The organism is Streptosporangiales bacterium, from assembly GCA_009379955.1.
Classification (GTDB): Bacteria; Actinomycetota; Actinomycetes; order Streptosporangiales; family WHST01; genus WHST01.
Genome location: WHST01000142.1, coordinates 1 through 16,112 on the forward strand (window position 1 = coordinate 1; position 16,112 = coordinate 16,112).

At 71.4% G+C, this 16,112-nt stretch carries 14 protein-coding genes; 12 read left to right on the plus strand and 2 right to left on the minus strand.

All coding sequences use genetic code 11. The features are described from left to right. Window positions 1-174: 174 nt before the first annotated feature. Window positions 175-1,356: a GAF domain-containing protein gene (locus GEV10_28265; GenBank protein MQA82312.1), complete on the minus strand. Its 1,182-nt coding sequence runs from the start codon at window positions 1,354-1,356 to the stop codon at window positions 175-177. Window positions 1,357-1,364: 8 nt separating this feature from the next. Next, complete coding sequence (locus GEV10_28270; GenBank protein MQA82313.1) at window positions 1,365-2,081, minus strand: response regulator; 717 nt, start codon at window positions 2,079-2,081, stop codon at window positions 1,365-1,367. A 319-nt stretch (window positions 2,082-2,400) separates the two neighbouring features. Here GEV10_28270 and GEV10_28275 point away from each other — a divergent pair, with 319 nt between their 5' ends. The 12 genes from GEV10_28275 to GEV10_28330 all read left to right on the plus strand — a co-directional run. Continuing rightward, window positions 2,401-2,883, plus strand: a complete 483-nt coding sequence (locus GEV10_28275) for a formate dehydrogenase subunit gamma (GenBank protein ID MQA82314.1) — start codon at window positions 2,401-2,403, stop codon at window positions 2,881-2,883. Beyond that, entirely contained in the window at window positions 2,880-4,478 is a 1,599-nt protein-coding gene (locus GEV10_28280) for a formate dehydrogenase (GenBank protein ID MQA82315.1), read from the plus strand. Before GEV10_28275 ends, GEV10_28280 begins: the two co-directional genes overlap by 4 nt. Further along, window positions 4,475-7,297 (plus strand): formate dehydrogenase subunit alpha, encoded by a 2,823-nt coding sequence (locus GEV10_28285; GenBank protein ID MQA82316.1) that lies wholly within the window; start codon window positions 4,475-4,477, stop codon window positions 7,295-7,297. Before GEV10_28280 ends, GEV10_28285 begins: the two co-directional genes overlap by 4 nt. Before the next feature lie 5 nt (window positions 7,298-7,302). Further along, window positions 7,303-7,527: a formate dehydrogenase gene (locus GEV10_28290; GenBank protein ID MQA82317.1), complete on the plus strand. Its 225-nt coding sequence runs from the start codon at window positions 7,303-7,305 to the stop codon at window positions 7,525-7,527. 18 nt (window positions 7,528-7,545) lie between these two features. Next, entirely contained in the window at window positions 7,546-7,932 is a 387-nt protein-coding gene (locus GEV10_28295) for a hypothetical protein (protein MQA82318.1), read from the plus strand. A gap of 42 nt (window positions 7,933-7,974) precedes the next feature. Further along, window positions 7,975-8,463, plus strand: coding sequence for a GNAT family N-acetyltransferase (locus GEV10_28300; protein ID MQA82319.1), 489 nt, complete (start codon window positions 7,975-7,977; stop codon window positions 8,461-8,463). A 143-nt stretch (window positions 8,464-8,606) separates the two neighbouring features. Further along, window positions 8,607-9,269: a trypsin-like serine protease gene (locus tag GEV10_28305; GenBank protein ID MQA82320.1), complete on the plus strand. Its 663-nt coding sequence runs from the start codon at window positions 8,607-8,609 to the stop codon at window positions 9,267-9,269. 615 nt (window positions 9,270-9,884) lie between these two features. After that, entirely contained in the window at window positions 9,885-11,117 is a 1,233-nt protein-coding gene (locus GEV10_28310; protein MQA82321.1) for a glycosyltransferase, read from the plus strand. Then, window positions 11,107-12,321 carry a glycosyltransferase gene (locus GEV10_28315; GenBank protein MQA82322.1) on the plus strand — a complete coding sequence of 405 codons (1,215 nt, stop codon included), beginning with the start codon at window positions 11,107-11,109 and terminating at the stop codon, window positions 12,319-12,321. The genes GEV10_28310 and GEV10_28315 overlap by 11 nt, the downstream gene beginning before the upstream one ends. Continuing rightward, complete coding sequence (locus GEV10_28320) at window positions 12,321-13,493, plus strand: glycosyltransferase (GenBank protein ID MQA82323.1); 1,173 nt, start codon at window positions 12,321-12,323, stop codon at window positions 13,491-13,493. The genes GEV10_28315 and GEV10_28320 overlap by 1 nt, the downstream gene beginning before the upstream one ends. Beyond that, window positions 13,494-15,287: an ATP-binding cassette domain-containing protein gene (locus GEV10_28325; GenBank protein MQA82324.1), complete on the plus strand. Its 1,794-nt coding sequence runs from the start codon at window positions 13,494-13,496 to the stop codon at window positions 15,285-15,287. Beyond that, a partial coding sequence (locus GEV10_28330) for a phosphotransferase (protein MQA82325.1) occupies window positions 15,281-16,112 on the plus strand: 832 nt, incomplete at its 3' end. The genes GEV10_28325 and GEV10_28330, both read left to right, overlap by 7 nt.

Genomic DNA, 16,112 nt, shown 5'->3' on the forward strand with positions numbered 1-16,112 from the left:
CACCGTTGTGATCACGCCGTCGCCAGGGACACCGCGGGCCACCCCCTACTTTTCACCCGTAGGGGATGGCCCGCCAGGGTCCCCCAGTGGTTGACGTGATCAACGGGGACTTCACCTCGTGCCGGGACGAGGTGAAGTCCACCTTCGTGAGGTGAAGCGCACTCGCCACGCGCCTCAGCGCACGGGGGCCGGCACCACCAGCGTCACCCGGGTGCCGTCGCCGGGTGCCGAGCGGACGGTCAGGCGTCCGCCGACGATCTTCGCCCGCTCGGCCATGCTGGCCAGGCCGTACCCACCCGACCCGGGCTCGGTGGTCGGGCTGTCGCGGCCGGGGTCGAAGCCCACCCCGTCGTCGGCGATGTCCAGGCGCGCGGTGCCGCGGCCGTACGCGTAGGTGACCTGGAGCGACGAGGCGTCGGCGTGCCTGACGACGTTCTGCATCGCCTCCTGGGCGATCCGGTACAGCGCCACCTCGACGTGCTCGGGGAGCCGCGTGTCGCACAGGTCGAGGCGCACGTCGACCCCGGCGAGCCCGCGCGCCACGCTGGCCAGGCCGCCGGCGAGCCCGAGGTCGTCGAGGACGGGCGGCAGGAGGCCGGAGACCACGCTGCGCGCCTCGTCGAGCGCGAGGTCGGCGAGCTCACGCGCCTCACGGAGCTGCTCGAGTGCCCGGTCCGGACTGCTGGCGACCGTGTGTCTGGCGGCATCGAGGTGGTACGCGAGGCTCACCAGGCGCTGGGAGATGCCGTCGTGCAGGTCGCCGACCAGCCGCCTGCGCTCGGCCTCCTGGGCAGCCACGACCTGGTCGGCGAACTGCTCATGGGCACGCTCCCTGGCCGCGAGCTGCCGGTGCCGGCGCGCGACGTGCAGCCCTCCCGCGACCAGTCCGCCGACTCGGGCGAGCAGCGCGACGTCGGTCGCGCCGAACGCCCGGCGCTGCCTGGTGTGCACGTTGAGCACGCCGACGAGCCCTGCCTGGCTGTTCGCCATCGGTACCGACGCCATCGACGTGAAGTCCCTGCCACGCAGCTCCGGGATGGGCTTGTACCGCGGGTCGGCGTGCTTGGCCTCGGCGATCACTGCCGGCCTGCGGTGCAGCGCCACCCAGCCCGCGATGCCCTCGCCGAGCGCCAGGCGTACGCGTCCGACCTCGCGGTCGAACGGCGGCGTCGCACCGGCGAGGGTGAGCGAGCGTTCGGTGTCGTCGAGCACGTGGACGAAGCACACGTCGGTGGACGTCGCCCTGACCACGAGCTCGGCGACACCGCCGGCCAGCGTCTCCACCGCGGGACCCGCCGAGATCGCGTCGATGACGGCACGCAGCAGCGCGCGTTCCGACTGCGACACCGCGGGGATCTGCGACGTCACCGGAAGATTCCCTCACGCAGGGCGACGGCCACCGCCTTCGTCCTGTCGGTGACGTCGAGCTTGCGGTACAGCGACCTCACGTGGCTCTTGACCGTCTCCCCGCCCAGCGTCAGCCGGGCCGCGATCGCGCGGTTCGACAGGCCGGCGACGAGCAGGGCGAGCACCTCGCTCTCCCGGTGGGTGAGCCCCCGTTCCGCACCCGGCCAGTACTCGCCCTTCTGCAGTCGGGCGACGGCGCCCACCGCCTGCCCGGCCAGCGTCGGGTCGATCACCGTCTCGCCGTCGCGCACGTGCTGCAGATAGCGGACGAGCTCCTCGCCGTCGATGCGTTTCAGCAGGTAGCCGGACGCCCCGGCACGCAGCGCCTGGAACACGTACTGCTGGTCGTCGTAGACCGACAGGAGAACCACCCGGCAGGCGCGGTCGCGTTCGAGCAGTCGGCGGCACAGGTCGAGGCCGCTCGCCCCCCGCAGCCGAACGTCGCACAGCACGACGTCGGGCTCCTCCTTCGCGACGACGGACACGGCGGAGTCCGCGTCCGTCGCCTCGCCGACGACCAGCACGCGGTCGCCGAACGGCGCGAGCATGGCCTTGAGCCCCTTGAGGATCATCACGTGGTCGTCGACGAGGACGATCCGCAACGGCACCTCGGCGGGCAACGCGCGGGCACGACCCACAGCGGGCCGCGTGTCCGGTGCAGCAGGTCCGTTCATCCGGGATCCCAGCGTCGAACGCCGGGACGCCCGACGTGTGGCAGCCATCTTCACCGCAGCGCCCGGTGCGGCACAGGCAGCCGTGGGCACAAGATTCCCTCGCCCGATCTTGTGGCACCACCACAATGGTGGTGCACGACTTCCCCGGTGTGTAATGACATTCACCGCGTCGACTATGGTTCCGCATCGTGGTTCAGTTGCGGATTCCGCGACGCCCCGTGCCGTCTCGCCCGATGACCGTTATCCTGCAAGTGGATCGGCATGACTCCGGTCCGGCGGACGGCACCGTCCAGCCGACCGACGAAGGTGGGTGAAGGTCGTGACGACCGATCGAGCCGACGAGTCGCTCGCGGGCCGCGTACGCGAGATCGTGGCCGCACACCGCGCCGAGCGCGGGGCACTCATGCCGATCCTCCACGGCATCCAGGAGGAGCTCGGCTACGTCGATCCGAAGGTCGTGCCGGTCATCGCCGAGGAGCTCAACCTCTCCCGCGCCGACGTGCACGGAGTGGTGTCCTTCTACCACGACTTCCGCGACGCCCCCGCCGGTCGCACGCGGGTGCAGATCTGCCGCGCGGAGGCGTGCCAGTCGGTCGGCGCCGAGGCCCTGATGGCCCACGCGCGCACCCGGTTCGGCGTCGAACCCGGCGGCACGACGGCGGACGGCGGCGTCACCGTCGACCAGGTCTTCTGTCTCGGCAACTGCGCGCTCGGTCCCTCCGTGATGATCGGCGACCGGCTGTACGGGCGGGTCGACCCCGATCGGCTCGACCGGCTCGTCGACGAGGCGGTGGCCCCGTGAACCGTCCCGTCACGGTCTACGTGCCGCGTGACTCCGCCGCCAGGTCCGTCGGCGCCGACGAGGTCACGGTCGCGCTGGAGGGCGCCGCCGCGGCCGCCGGTCGCGAGCTGCGGCTCAAGCGCAACGGGTCGCGGGGCATGCTCTGGCTCGAACCCCTCGTCGAGGTCGAGGTCGACGGCGTCCGCGTCGGCTACGGTCCCGTCACGCCCGACGGCGTCGACGACCTGGTCGCCGCGGGCATGCTCGACGGCGCCGCGCACGACCTGCGGCTCGGCCCGGTCGACGAGCTGCCGTGGATGCGCGACCAGACGCGGCTGTGCTTCGCGCGCGTCGGGGTGATCGACCCCCTCTCCTTCGACGACTACCAGGCCGCGGGCGGGCTCGCCGGGCTCCGCAGGGCGCTCGTGCTCTCCCCGTCCGACGTCGTGGCCGAGGTCGTCACGTCCGGCCTGCGGGGTCGCGGCGGCGCGGGCTTCCCCGCCGGCATCAAGTGGAAGACGGTGCTCGAGGCGCAGGGCGAGCTGAAGTTCGTCTGCTGCAACGCCGACGAGGGCGACAGCGGCACGTTCGCCGACCGCATGCTGATGGAGGGCGACCCCTTCACCCTCATCGAGGGCATGGTCATCGCCGCCCACGCCGTCGGCGCGACCGAGGGCTACGTCTACATCCGGTCGGAGTACCCCGACGCCGTCGCCACCATGCGGTCCGCGATCGACATCGCATACGCACGCGGCTGGCTCGGCGAACGCATCCTCGGCTCCGACCTGCACTTCGACCTGCACGTCCGGGTGGGCGCGGGAGCGTACATCTGCGGCGAGGAGACCTCGATGCTGGAGAGCCTCGAGGGCAAGCGCGGTCAGGTGCGCTCCAAGCCGCCGATCCCCGCGCTCGAGGGCCTGTTCGGCAAGCCGACGGTCGTCAACAACGTCCTCACCCTCGGCAGCGTGCCCGCCGTCCTCGCCGAGGGTGGCAGCGCGTACGCCGAGCACGGCATCGAACGCTCGCGCGGCACTCAGGTGTTCCAGCTCGCCGGCAACATCGCCAGGGGCGGGATCTTCGAGACCGCGTTCGGCATCACGCTCGGTGACCTCGTCGAGCGGTACGGCGGCGGCACCAGGTCGGGCCGCCCGGTCAAGGCGGTGCAGGTCGGCGGCCCACTCGGCGCGTACGTCCCGCCGTCGCGGTTCGAGCTGCCGATGGACTACGAGGCGTTCGCCGCGGCGAACGCGATGATCGGCCACGGCGGCCTCGTCGTGTTCGACGACACCGTCGACATGGCGATGCAGGCGCGGTTCGCGATGGAGTTCTGCGCCGTCGAGTCGTGCGGCAAGTGCACGCCGTGCCGCGTCGGCTCGGTGCGCGGCGTCGAGGTCATCGACCGCATCGTCGCGGGCGACGACAGCGACGAGAACCTCGTCCTGCTCGAGGATCTCTGCGACCTGATGACCGAGGGATCGCTGTGCGCGATGGGCGGTCTCACGCCGATGCCGGTGCGCAGCGCGATACTGAACTTCGGCGACGACTTCGTCGCCCGCGGGGAACACAACGGCACCACGCAGCACGAGTCACCGACGGTGACGGAGGGCAACTCATGACGATCATGAAAGACCACGACCTCGGAACCCCGGCCCGCACAGGCGAGGACACCGTCTCCGTCGAGGTCGACGGCCGCACCGTCTCCGTGCCCGAGGGCACCTCCGTCATGCGCGCCGCCGCGCTCGCGGGGGTCGACGTCCCGAAGCTGTGCGCCACCGACTCGCTGAAGGCGTTCGGCTCCTGCCGGCTGTGCCTGGTCGAGGTCGACGGCCAGAAGGGCACGCCCGCCTCCTGCACCACGCCCGTCCGCGACGGCATGAACGTCACGACGCAGTCGCAGAAGCTCACCAAGCTGCGCCAGGGCGTCATGGAGCTCTACCTCTCCGACCACCCGGCCGACTGTCGCGGCTGCAACGGCGAGGGCGACTGCGAGCTGCAGGACCGCGCCACCGAGGTCGGGCTCGTGCACAACCGCTACGGCTACGACGGCGCCAACCATCTGCACGAGCAGATCGACGAGAGCAACCCGTACTTCAGCTACGACCCCACCAAGTGCATCGTCTGCTCGAGGTGCGTCCGCGCCTGCGACGAGATCCAGAACACGTTCGCGCTCACCGTCACCGGCCGCGGGTTCGACTCGCGAATCGCCGCGAGCGCCGGTGAGTCGTTCCTGTCCTCCGAGTGTGTGTCGTGCGGCGCGTGCGTCCAGGCGTGCCCGACCGACTCGCTGCAGGAGAAGTCGGTCATCGATCTCGGCATGCCGACCCGCAGCGTGCTCACCACCTGCGGCTACTGCGGTGTCGGCTGCACGTTCAAGGCCGAGATGCGCGGCGACGAGGTCGTGCGCATGGTGCCGCAGAAGGACGGCCGCGCCAACGAGGGCCACTCCTGCGTCAAGGGCAGGTTCGCGTACGGCTACGCCACCCATTCCGACCGCGTGCTGCACCCGATGATGCGTGACAAGATCACCGACCCCTGGCGTCAGGTCGAGTGGGACGAGGCGATCGGCTTCATCGCGACGCGGATGCGCGAGATCCAGCAGACCTACGGTCCCGGCGCCATCGGCGGCATCACGTCGTCGCGGTGCACCGACGAGGAGTGCTACGTCGTCCAGAAGATGGTGCGTACGGCGTTCGGCAACAACAACATCGACACCTGCGCGCGGGTGTGCCACTCCCCCACGGGCTACGGGCTGAAGACGACGTTCGGCACGTCGGCGGGCACCCAGGACTTCCGTTCGGTCGCGAAGGCCGACGTGATGATGGTCATCGGCGCCAACCCGACCGACGGCCACCCGGTGTTCGCGTCCCGGATGAAGCGGCGGCTCCGCGAGGGCGCCACGCTGATCGTCGTCGACCCGCGGCGCATCGATCTCGTGCGCACGCCGCACATCGAGGCGAAGCACCACCTACCGCTCAAGCCGGGCACCAACGTCGCCGTCATCAACGCGATGGCGCACGTGGTGGTCACCGAGGGTCTCGTCGACCGCACGTTCGTCGGCGAGCGATGCGAGGACTTCGACGCATGGGCGGAGTTCGTCGCGCAGCCGGACAACAGCCCCGAGGCCATGGAGGAGATCACCGGCGTGCCCGCGGCCGACCTCCGCGACGCCGCGCGCATCTACGCCGCCGGCCCCAACAGCGCGATCTACTACGGCCTCGGCGTCACCGAGCACAGCCAGGGCTCGACGATGGTCATGGGCCTCGCCAACCTCGCGATGGCGACCGGCAACCTCGGCCGCGACGGCGTCGGAATCAACCCACTGCGCGGGCAGAACAACGTCCAGGGCTCGTGCGACATGGGTTCGTTCCCCCACGAGTACCCCGGCTACCGGCACGTCGGCGACGACGACGTACGCGAGATCTACGAGTCGATGTGGGGCAGGCCGCTGCTCTCCGAGCCCGGCCTGCGCATCCCGAACATGTTCGACGCCGCCATGGACGGCACCTTCCGCGGCCTCTACATCCAGGGCGAGGACATCGCGCAGTCCGACCCCAACACCAAGCACGTCACCGGCGCGCTTTCGGCGATGGACCTCGTGGTCGTCCAGGACCTCTTCATCAACGAGACCGCGAAGTACGCGCACGTGTTCCTGCCCGGCACGTCGTTCCTGGAGAAGGACGGCACGTTCATCAACGCGGAGCGCCGGATCAACCGCGTGCGTCCGGCCATCGAGCCCAAGACCGGCAAGCACGAGTGGCAGGTCGCGTGCGAGATCGCGCAGGCGATGGGCTACGACATGCACTACGACCACCCGCGCGAGATCATGGACGAGATCGCGGCCACGACCCCGACGTTCGCGGGCGTCTCGTTCGACCTGCTCGACCGCCTCGGCAGCGTGCAGTGGCCGTGCAACGAGAAGGCGCCGAGCGGCACGCCGATCATGCACGTCGACGGCTTCGTCCGTGGCAAGGGCCGGTTCGTGCCGACCCACTTCGTCCCGACCGAGGAACGCAGCACGCGCAAGTTCCCGCTCATCCTGACGACCGGCCGCATCCTGTCGCAGTACAACGTCGGCGCACAGACCCGGCGCACCGGCAACGTCGCGTGGCACTCCGAGGACATCCTCGAGATCCACCCGCACGACGCCGAGGACCGCGGCATCAGCGAGGGCGACCTCGTCACGCTGGCGAGCCGGGTCGGCGAGACCACGCTGCACGCCAAGATCGCCGACCGCATGCCCGTCGGCGTCGTCTACACGACGTTCCACTTCCCGGTGACCGGTGCGAACGTCGTGACGACCGAGCTCTCCGACTGGGCGACCAACTGCCCGGAGTACAAGGTGACGGCCGTCCAGGTCGGAGTCGCCCGCCCGCGTACCCGCGACGACGAGGTCGCCCGTGACGCCGACCTGGCCGAGTCGGCACTGGTGGACTGACGACCGTGACGACGACGAACCCGCAGGTGCGGCTGGCGAACGAGATCGCCGTGCAGTTCCACCACCTGCCGCCCACCGAGGCCGCGGAAGCGATCGCCCACCACATCCGGCAGTTCTGGGAACCCCGCATGCGCGTGAAGCTCCTCGCCCACGTCGAGTCCGGCGACACCGCCGACCTCGACCCGCTCGCGGTCGCCGCGGCCGCGCGCCTCACGCCCGTGAAAGGCTGAGCGCCGCGGCGCAATGCCGTGGACACCCGACATGAGCAGCAGGTCCGCGACACCGTACACCGCGACACCGCGGCCGACGCCGACCTGAGCCGTCCCGCGCTCGACGCCTTCGCCCGTGCGCTGCACCTCAGCGGCCGCGACCTCACACGCCCGGCGGGCAGCGCCGCCGTCCTCCGCGTCGACGGCGCGGCGGGAGGCAGCTGGGCGGTGCGGTCCGACGGTCGGGCCTGGGCGCACACGGACGCGACGGACGGCGCCATCGGGACGGTCACGATGTCGGCCGACACCTTCTGGCGCCTGGCCACCCGCGGCATCACCCCGGACATCGCGCGCGACCGCTCCACGCTCGACGGCGACGCGGACGTGACCAGGGCCGTCACCGAGATCCTGTCCATCGTCTGGTGAATCGGCTGGCGACCCGCGGGTGGCGTGCGCGATGCTGGTGGCATGCAGATCAGGGACGCGACCCTCGACGACTGGCCCGCGATCTGGGCGTTCATGCGCGGCATCGCCGCCGCGGGTGAGACGTTCTCGTGGGACCGCGACATCCCCGAGGACGTCGCACGCGCCCGGTGGTTCGCCGGACCACCCGTCCGCACGGTCGTTGCGGTGGACGACGACGGCACCGTGCTCGGCAGCGCCGTCACCGGACCCAACCACGGCGGGCCCGCGTCGCACGTCTCGACCGCCAGCTTCATGGTCGACCCCGCACGTGCGGGGCACGGTGTCGGCAGGGCACTCGGCGAGCGGGTGCTGGAGCTCGCGCGTGAGGACGGCTACCGGTCGATGCAGTTCAACGCCGTCGTCGAGGCCAACAGGCCCGCGGTCGCTCTGTGGCGCAAGCTCGGCTTCGAGATCATCGGCACGGTGCCAGAGGGCTTCCTCCACCCCACGGAGGGCTACGTCGGCCTGCACATCATGTACCAGCGGCTCTGACCTGCGTGAATCCGATCTGACGCCGATCTGAAGTCACCTTCGCCTACCTTCTCGGCCGGGCGCGGCCGTACGGTCGCGGCCGGGATCAGACGAAGGGACGAGATGAGGAAGAGGCTCCTTAGCAGTACAAGTTCGCCGCGTCGATGCAGTACAAGGACCAGGGCGACCGCCCCAGCCCGCACCGGTGCGGCGGCGCACTCATCGCCGCGGAGTGGGTCGTCACGGCGGCACACTGCGTCGCGCAGCTCGACGGCACGTTGCTGAACCCCGCAGACTTCATGGTCAGGATCGGCGACAACGACAACACCGCAGGCGCCAAGTTCGAGGCGGCGCAGTTCGTGGCGCACCCCTACTGGGGCGCAGGCCAGGAGAGCGCGGGCGACATCGGCCTGATCAAGCTCGCCACCCCGTCGACCGAGACGCCGATCAACAACATCCTCCACCCGCCAGCCGACGAGACCGTCCGGATGATCGGCTGGGGCGTCACCGTCGACGGCGACCCGGCCTCCGCACCCAAGGACATCCGCCAGCTCGACACGAAGCTGCTGCTCCACGCCGACTGCCACTTCGGCGACGAGTACGACGCCACCCCAGGCGACGTCTGCGTCTCCCGCGCCAAGAACGACACCGCCGGTGCCTGCAACGGCGACTCCGGCAGCCCACTGCTCTGGAAGGTCGACGGCGTCTGGCGCATCGTCGGCGTCGACAGCCGCAGCGGTGGCGAGTCCGGCTGCCTCAACACCCCGGAGGTCTACACCACGACCGACTTCTACTGGCCGTGGGTGAAGGAAACCATCAACAGTTAGGTCTTCTTCGGTGGTGGGGCAGCTGACTGTGGGGTCCGCTGCCTCACCCCTCTATTTGATTGTTTAAGTCGATCGTCCTGAACAGCGCGCATCTACGGGGTGAGGCAGCTCCTGTGCCTGCCACGCTTCCCGGTCGCTGCGTGGTCGCCGCCCCGCGGCTGCTTATTCGTTATTGTTTCGTGATCCGCGTCGGTCGGTAATGCGCCTGAATTCGACCCACCGCGCCGATGAGCTGTCAGTGCCAGGCGTCGCCATGGCCACGCCTACCACTGACAACCCCGGCGGAAGTCCCGGGACCGTAACCCGTGAGGGGCACCCTCACCGCGTCGGGGCACGGTGTGGGTGCCGTTCACGGGTGCGCTCCGAGGGTCATCGGCGGAGCTTCACCTCACCGACATGGACTTCACCTCGTCCCGGCACGAGGTGAAGTCCACGTTGATCACGTGAACCACCGACCAGATCGCCGCGACGAAGAGCAGCAGCTGGCGGTCGAGGGTGGCCCGGTTGAGGGCACGGCGGTCGAGCACGGTCGGGGCGGTGCCGCCCCCTCGTGCATGAGAGAACCCTCATCGCTGGTTAACGGGGCTATCACCCGCCGGACCGACGCTTGTCGACATGCACCCCGAACAGCGCAGCTCCCGATCGCGCCGGCCCCGCATCGCCCTGTACTCCCACGACGCGCAGGGCCTCGGTCACATTCGCAGGAACCTGGCGATCGCCGGTGCGCTGAGCGAGCTGCGCCCCGCGCCCGACATCCTGCTGGTGACGGGCGCGCCCGAGGCCGCGGGGATGCGGCGTCCGACGGGCGCCGACGTGGTGGTCCTGCCGAGCCTGACCAAGGACGACGCCGGGACGTACGGGCCGCGCCACCTGGCGGTGCCCATGACGGAGCTGACCGCGCTGCGCGCCGCGGTGATCCGCGCGGCGCTGCGCTCGTTCACGCCCGACCTGCTGATCGTCGACAAGCACCCGCGCGGGTTCCGCCGCGAGCTCGAGCCCGCGCTCGACACACTCACCGCGGCGGGCACGAAGGTCGTGCTCGGCCTGCGCGACGTGCTCGACGAGCCCGCCCGCGCCCGCGCCGAGTGGGACGCCGACCGGTCGAACGAGGCGATCGACCGGTGGTACGAGGGCATCTGGCTGTACGGCGACCGGCAGGTGCACGACCCTACGACCTCGCTCGGCCTCGACGAGGAGGCGCGGCGCAAGGTCGTGGCCACCGGTTACCTCGCGCAGCGCAGGCCCGTCGGACCCGAGCCGATGTCGTCGTGCACGGCACGCAGCCAGGCCGAGCGACCGTACGCACTCTGCCTGGTCGGCGGCGGCAGCGACGGCGCCCTGCTCGCCGAGGCGTTCGTCCGCGCGCCCATGCCCGACGGACACTCGGGGGTGCTCGCCCTCGGACCGCAGATGCCCGAGGCCGACCGCGACCGTGTCCGCCGCGTCGCCGCGCACAACGGCCGGGTGCGGGTCTGCGACTTCCTGCCTGCGGTCGAGAGCTGGCTCGACGGCGCGTCGGCGGTCACCGCGATGGGCGGCTACAACACCGTCTGCGAGACCGTCGCACGCGGCAAGCCGTTCCTCGTCGTCCCGCGTGTGCGGCCGCGCACCGAGCAGCTGATCCGCGCGAACGACCTCGCCGCCAAGGGCCTGCTCGACACGATGCATCCCGACGAGCTGCGGCCGGAACGACTCGGCGCCTGGCTCGCCGCCGCCGTACGACGCCCCACCAGGATCCACCCCGGAGTCGACCTCGACGGACTCGGCCGCCTGCCGCGGCTCGCGACAGCGCTCGTCGAGGACGCGATCGCAGGCCGCACCGCGAGGGAGACCGAGCATGTCGCCTGACCGCGTCGGCTACGTCGTCAAGGTCTACCCCCGCTTCTCCGAGACGTTCGTCGTCTCGGAGATCCTGGCCCGCGAGGCGCACGGCACGCGCATCGACGTCTTCTCCCTCCGCCCGCCCGTCGACGGCAGGTTCCACGACACGCTCGCTCGCGTCCGGGCCTCCGTGACGTACCTGCAGCGCAGGCGCAAGGTCGACGAGGTGTGGTCGCACCTCTCGGCCGCGCTGCCCGACCTGCCGTCACTGCCCCGACTGCTCCCCGAGCTCCTCGCCGCCGACGTCGAGGACGCCTGCCAGGCGATCGAGCTGGCCCAGGAGGTACGTGCCCGCGGCATCACGCACCTGCACGCGCACTTCGCGACGGCGGCGACCACGGTCGCACGGCTCGCCGCGGTGCTCACCGGCGTGCCGTACTCGTTCACCGCGCACGCCAAGGACATCTACCACGAGTCGTCCGACCCGGCCGAGCTGCGAAGCAAGCTCGCCGACGCCCACCATGTCGTGACCGTCAGCGACTACAACGCGCGCTTCCTGCGCGACCGGTACGGCACGGACGCAGGCACCGTCCACCGCGTCTACAACGGGCTCGACCTCGACGCGTTCACGTTCGAGGAGACCGCGGCGGACCGGCCGCCCGTCGTGCTCGCTGTCGGCCGGCTCGTCGAGAAGAAGGGCTTCGACGTCCTGCTCGACGCGTGCCGGCTGCTCGCCGACGACGGCGTCGACTTCCGGTGCCGGCTCGTCGGCACGGGCGAGCTCGACGGCGCGCTGCGCGAGCACGTCGCACGCCTCGGGCTCGGCGACGTCGTCGAGCTGACCGGGCCCCTTCCGCAGCCGGACGTCCGCGAAGCGATGCGTGGTGCGTCCGTCCTCGCCGCGCCCTGCGTCGTCGGCTCCGACGGCAACCAGGACGGCCTGCCGACCGTGCTGCTCGAGGCGATGGCTCTCGGCACCCCCTGCGTCTCGACGGACGTCACCGGCATCAGCGAGATCGTGCGCGACGGGGACACCGGCCTGCTCGTCCCGCAGCGCGATGCCACGGCGCTCGCCCACGCGATCGCGCGGCTCCTGCACGACTCCGCACTGCGCACCAAGGTCGTCACCGAGGCACGCGCGCTCGTCGAGCGCGACTTCGACGTGAGGCGTCAGGCACACGACCTCGACGACCTGATGACTCGGCACGACAAGGTGGAGGTGGCGTCATGATGCGCGTCGCGTACGTCTGCGCGGACCCGGGCATTCCCGTGTTCGGCACCAAGGGCGCATCGGTGCACGTCCAGGAGGTCCTGCGCGTGCTGCTGTCGCGCGGCGCGAGCGTCGACCTGTTCTGCCGGCGCACCGGGGGCGTCCCGCAGGGGATCCTCGCGAACGCCGACGTGCACATGCTGCCGATGCCACGCCACAAGGAACCGGCCGCCCGCGAGGTCGAGTGCATGCGCGCGGACGGGTGGACCGCGGAGGCGTTGCGCTCCGCCGGCGCGTACGACCTCGTGTACGAGCGCTACTCGCTGTGGAGCAGTGCGGGCATGGCGTACGCCAGGCACGTGGGCGTTCCCGCCGTCCTCGAGGTCAACGCGCCGCTGATCGACGAGCAGGCACGACACCGGACGCTCGTCCACCGCGCCGAGGCGGAGGCCGTGTTCACCGGCGCCGTCCGCGACGCGACCGTCGCCGTCTGCGTGTCCGACGCCGTCGCGGCATGGGCGCGTACGTACGCGGGCGACACGACACCCGTGGTCGTGCAGCCCAACGGCGTCGACGTCGACCGGATCGCGCCCGCGACGCGACGTGGGCGGTCGACGCCGTTCACCGTCGGCTTCGTCGGCTCGCTCCGGCCCTGGCACGGCATCGACGTGCTCGTCGACGCGTTCGCCCGGCTGCACCGTGCACACCCCGACACGCGCCTGCTCGTCGTCGGCGACGGGCCGCTGCGTGAATCGCTCGCCGGACAGGTCGGGTCGCTCGGCATCGGGTCCGCCGTCGAGCAGACCGGAGCGGTGCAGCCCGCGGACGTCCCGCAGCTGCTGCACCGGATGGACGTCGCGGTCGCCCCGTATCCCGAGTCCGCCGGTCACTACTTCTCGCCGCTGAAGGTGTACGAGTACCTCGCGGCCGGCCTTCCCGTCGTCGCGAGCGACATCGGGCAGGTCAGCACGACCCTCACCCACGGCGTCGACGGCGTCCTCGTCCCGCCGGGCGACGCTGCCGCACTCGCCACGCAGCTCGCCCGGCTGCGCGCGGACGGCGAGCGACGTGAACGACTCGGCCGCGCCGCACGCGCGACCGCCGAAGCGCGACACACCTGGACCCGCGTGGTCGCGAACTCCCTCGACGCCGCCGGGTTCCGGCTGCCCGCGACAGGCCAGGAGGCCGCGTAGATGAGCGAGGACGACTCGATGACCAAGGACGACCGTCCGGACGTGCGTAGCACCGTGACGAGCCTGCGCCGCACGCTCGGGTTCGTCGGGCCGTACCTGCGTCCGCAACGTCCGCTGCTCGCGGGCGGGTTGCTGACCCTCCTCCTCGAGGTCGCGTTCCGCCTCGTCGAGCCGTGGCCGCTCAAGGTCGTCATCGACGCGGTCGTCACGCCGAACGCCACCGGCGGGTACAGCGTCGTCACCCTGCTCGTCGTCGCCGCGATCGCGGTGTTCCTCGCAGCCGCGCTGCGCGCGCTGATGTCGTACCTCACCACCGTGTGCTTCGCGCTGGCGGGCACGAGGGCGATGACGGCCGTGCGGTCACACATCTTCGCGCACGTCCAGCGGCTGTCGCTGCGGTTCCACGGCCGGACGAAGACCGGTGACCTCCTCACCCGCCTGGTCGGCGACGTCGGCAGGCTGCAGGAGGTCGCGGTCACGGCCGCGCTTCCCCTGCTGGGCAACACGATCGCGCTCCTCGGCATGACCACGGTCATGGTGGTCATGGACTGGCGGCTCGCGCTGATCGCGCTGTGCGTGTTCCCCGCGTTCCTGTACTCGGGCTCGGAGCAGAGCAGGAAGATCACCAGCGCCGCGCGCAAGCAGCGCAAGCAGGAGGGCGACCTCGCCGGGACGGCCGGCGAGACGCTCGGCGCGATGAAGGTCGTCCAGGCGTACTCCCTGGAGCGGGTCCTCCTCGGCGTGTTCGACCGGAGCAACAGCAAGGCGCTGCGCGACAGCGTCAAGGCGTCGCGTCTCGCCGCCGGACTCGAACGCAGGACCGACCTGCTGATCGGCTTGGCCACCGGCGCCGTGCTGCTCGGCGGCGGCTCGCTCGCGATCTCCGGCGACCTGACCCCCGGCGAGCTCGTCGTCTTCGTCAGCTACCTCAAGGGCGCGTTCAAGCCGATGCGCGACCTCGCCAAGTACACCGGCCGGCTGGCGAAGGCCGCCGCGTCCGGCGAACGGATCATCGACCTGCTCAGCACGCAGCCCGAGGTCGAGGACGGTCCCGACGCCCGCTCGGCGCCGCGCCTCAGCGGTGACGTGCACTTCGAGGGCGTGCACGTGTCGTACGAGCCCGGCACGCTCGCCCTCGCCGGCATCGACCTGCACGTGCGCAGCGGCGCGCGGGTCGGTCTCGTCGGGCCGTCCGGCTCGGGCAAGTCGACGCTCGCGTCGCTGCTGCTGCGGTTCCACGACCCGGTCGCCGGTCGGGTGCTGGTCGACGGGTACGACCTGCGCGACCTGACGCTGCAGTCGGTGCGGTCGCAGGTCGCGGTCGTCCTGCAGGAGACGGTGCTGTTCGCCACGACCGTCAGGGAGAACATCAGGTACGGCTGCCCGTCCGCGAGCGACGAGGCCGTCGAGGCCGCCGCGCACCAGGCCAACGCGCACGAGTTCATCGCGCGACTGCCCGAAGGCTACGACACCGTCGTGGGCGAACGCGGCGAGAGCCTGTCCGGCGGGCAACGTCAACGCATCGCGATCGCCCGTGCCATGCTCCGCGACGCGCGCATCATCATCCTCGACGAGGCGACGACCGGGCTCGACACACACAACTCGCGACACGTGCTCGAGGCGATGCGCCGGCTGACCCAGGGCCGCACGACGTTCGTCATCTCGCACGAGGACGACCACGTCGCCGACTGCGACATGGTCATCCGCCTCGAACACGGCCGGATCGTCCGCCCCGAGCGCCCGCGGACCTCCGCGGACGACGCTCCCACGCTCTCCATGGCACCGCTGTGCTGACCGCCGCCGACCGTGATCTCGCCCACCGCGAGCCCGACCTCCCCGGGATCCGGCTGGCCCTCGACGTCGAGGCGCTCGCCGACCGGCTCGCGCACTGGCTGCCTGCCGGCGACGCGCTGGTCGAGGGCCGCGTCACGTACCTGAGGTACAAGCCGCGGACGAGCCTCGTCGCCGGGCTCGCGCTGCGCACGACATCCGGCCACCGGCAGGCGTTCGTGAAGGCGTACGGGCCGGGCTCGGCACCGAAGCTCGACAAGCTGCGCTCGGTCGGCGCGCACGACAGGATCGGTCTCGGCACGTTCGTCGACGACGGGCTCCGGTTGGCCGTCGTCGACGCCACGAGCGACCGCAGGCTACCGGCGTTGCGGCGTATGCTCGCGAAGGCCGAGCGATGTGTGGAACCGTTGCGGTACAAGCCAGAACGCCGCTGGGTCGGCGTCGTCGGACGGCAGACGTCCGACCCCTGCCTGGTCAAGATCCACCAGCCCGGGTTCGCCCGCAGCTTCGCTCGCCGGCACGCGGCACTCGAGCGCGCGGGCCTGCCGGTGCCGGAGCTGCGCAGGGCGCAGCCGGCGACCGGCCTGATGACGTACGAGTGGTTCGAGGGCGAGCACGTCGAGGACGTCGACGCGCCCGGCCTGCTCACCGAGGTGGGCGCCCTGCTCGCACGACTGCACGCGGTGCCCGTCACTGCCGAGCCCGCCGCCACGCCGGTGAGTCGCGCCGCCGAGCTGGCGGACGCCGTCCGCGCGATCGCCGCGGCGGTCCCCGGCGCCGCGCGCGCGGCGGGAGAGTCCGCGCGCTCGGCCCGCGCCGCGCTCGCCG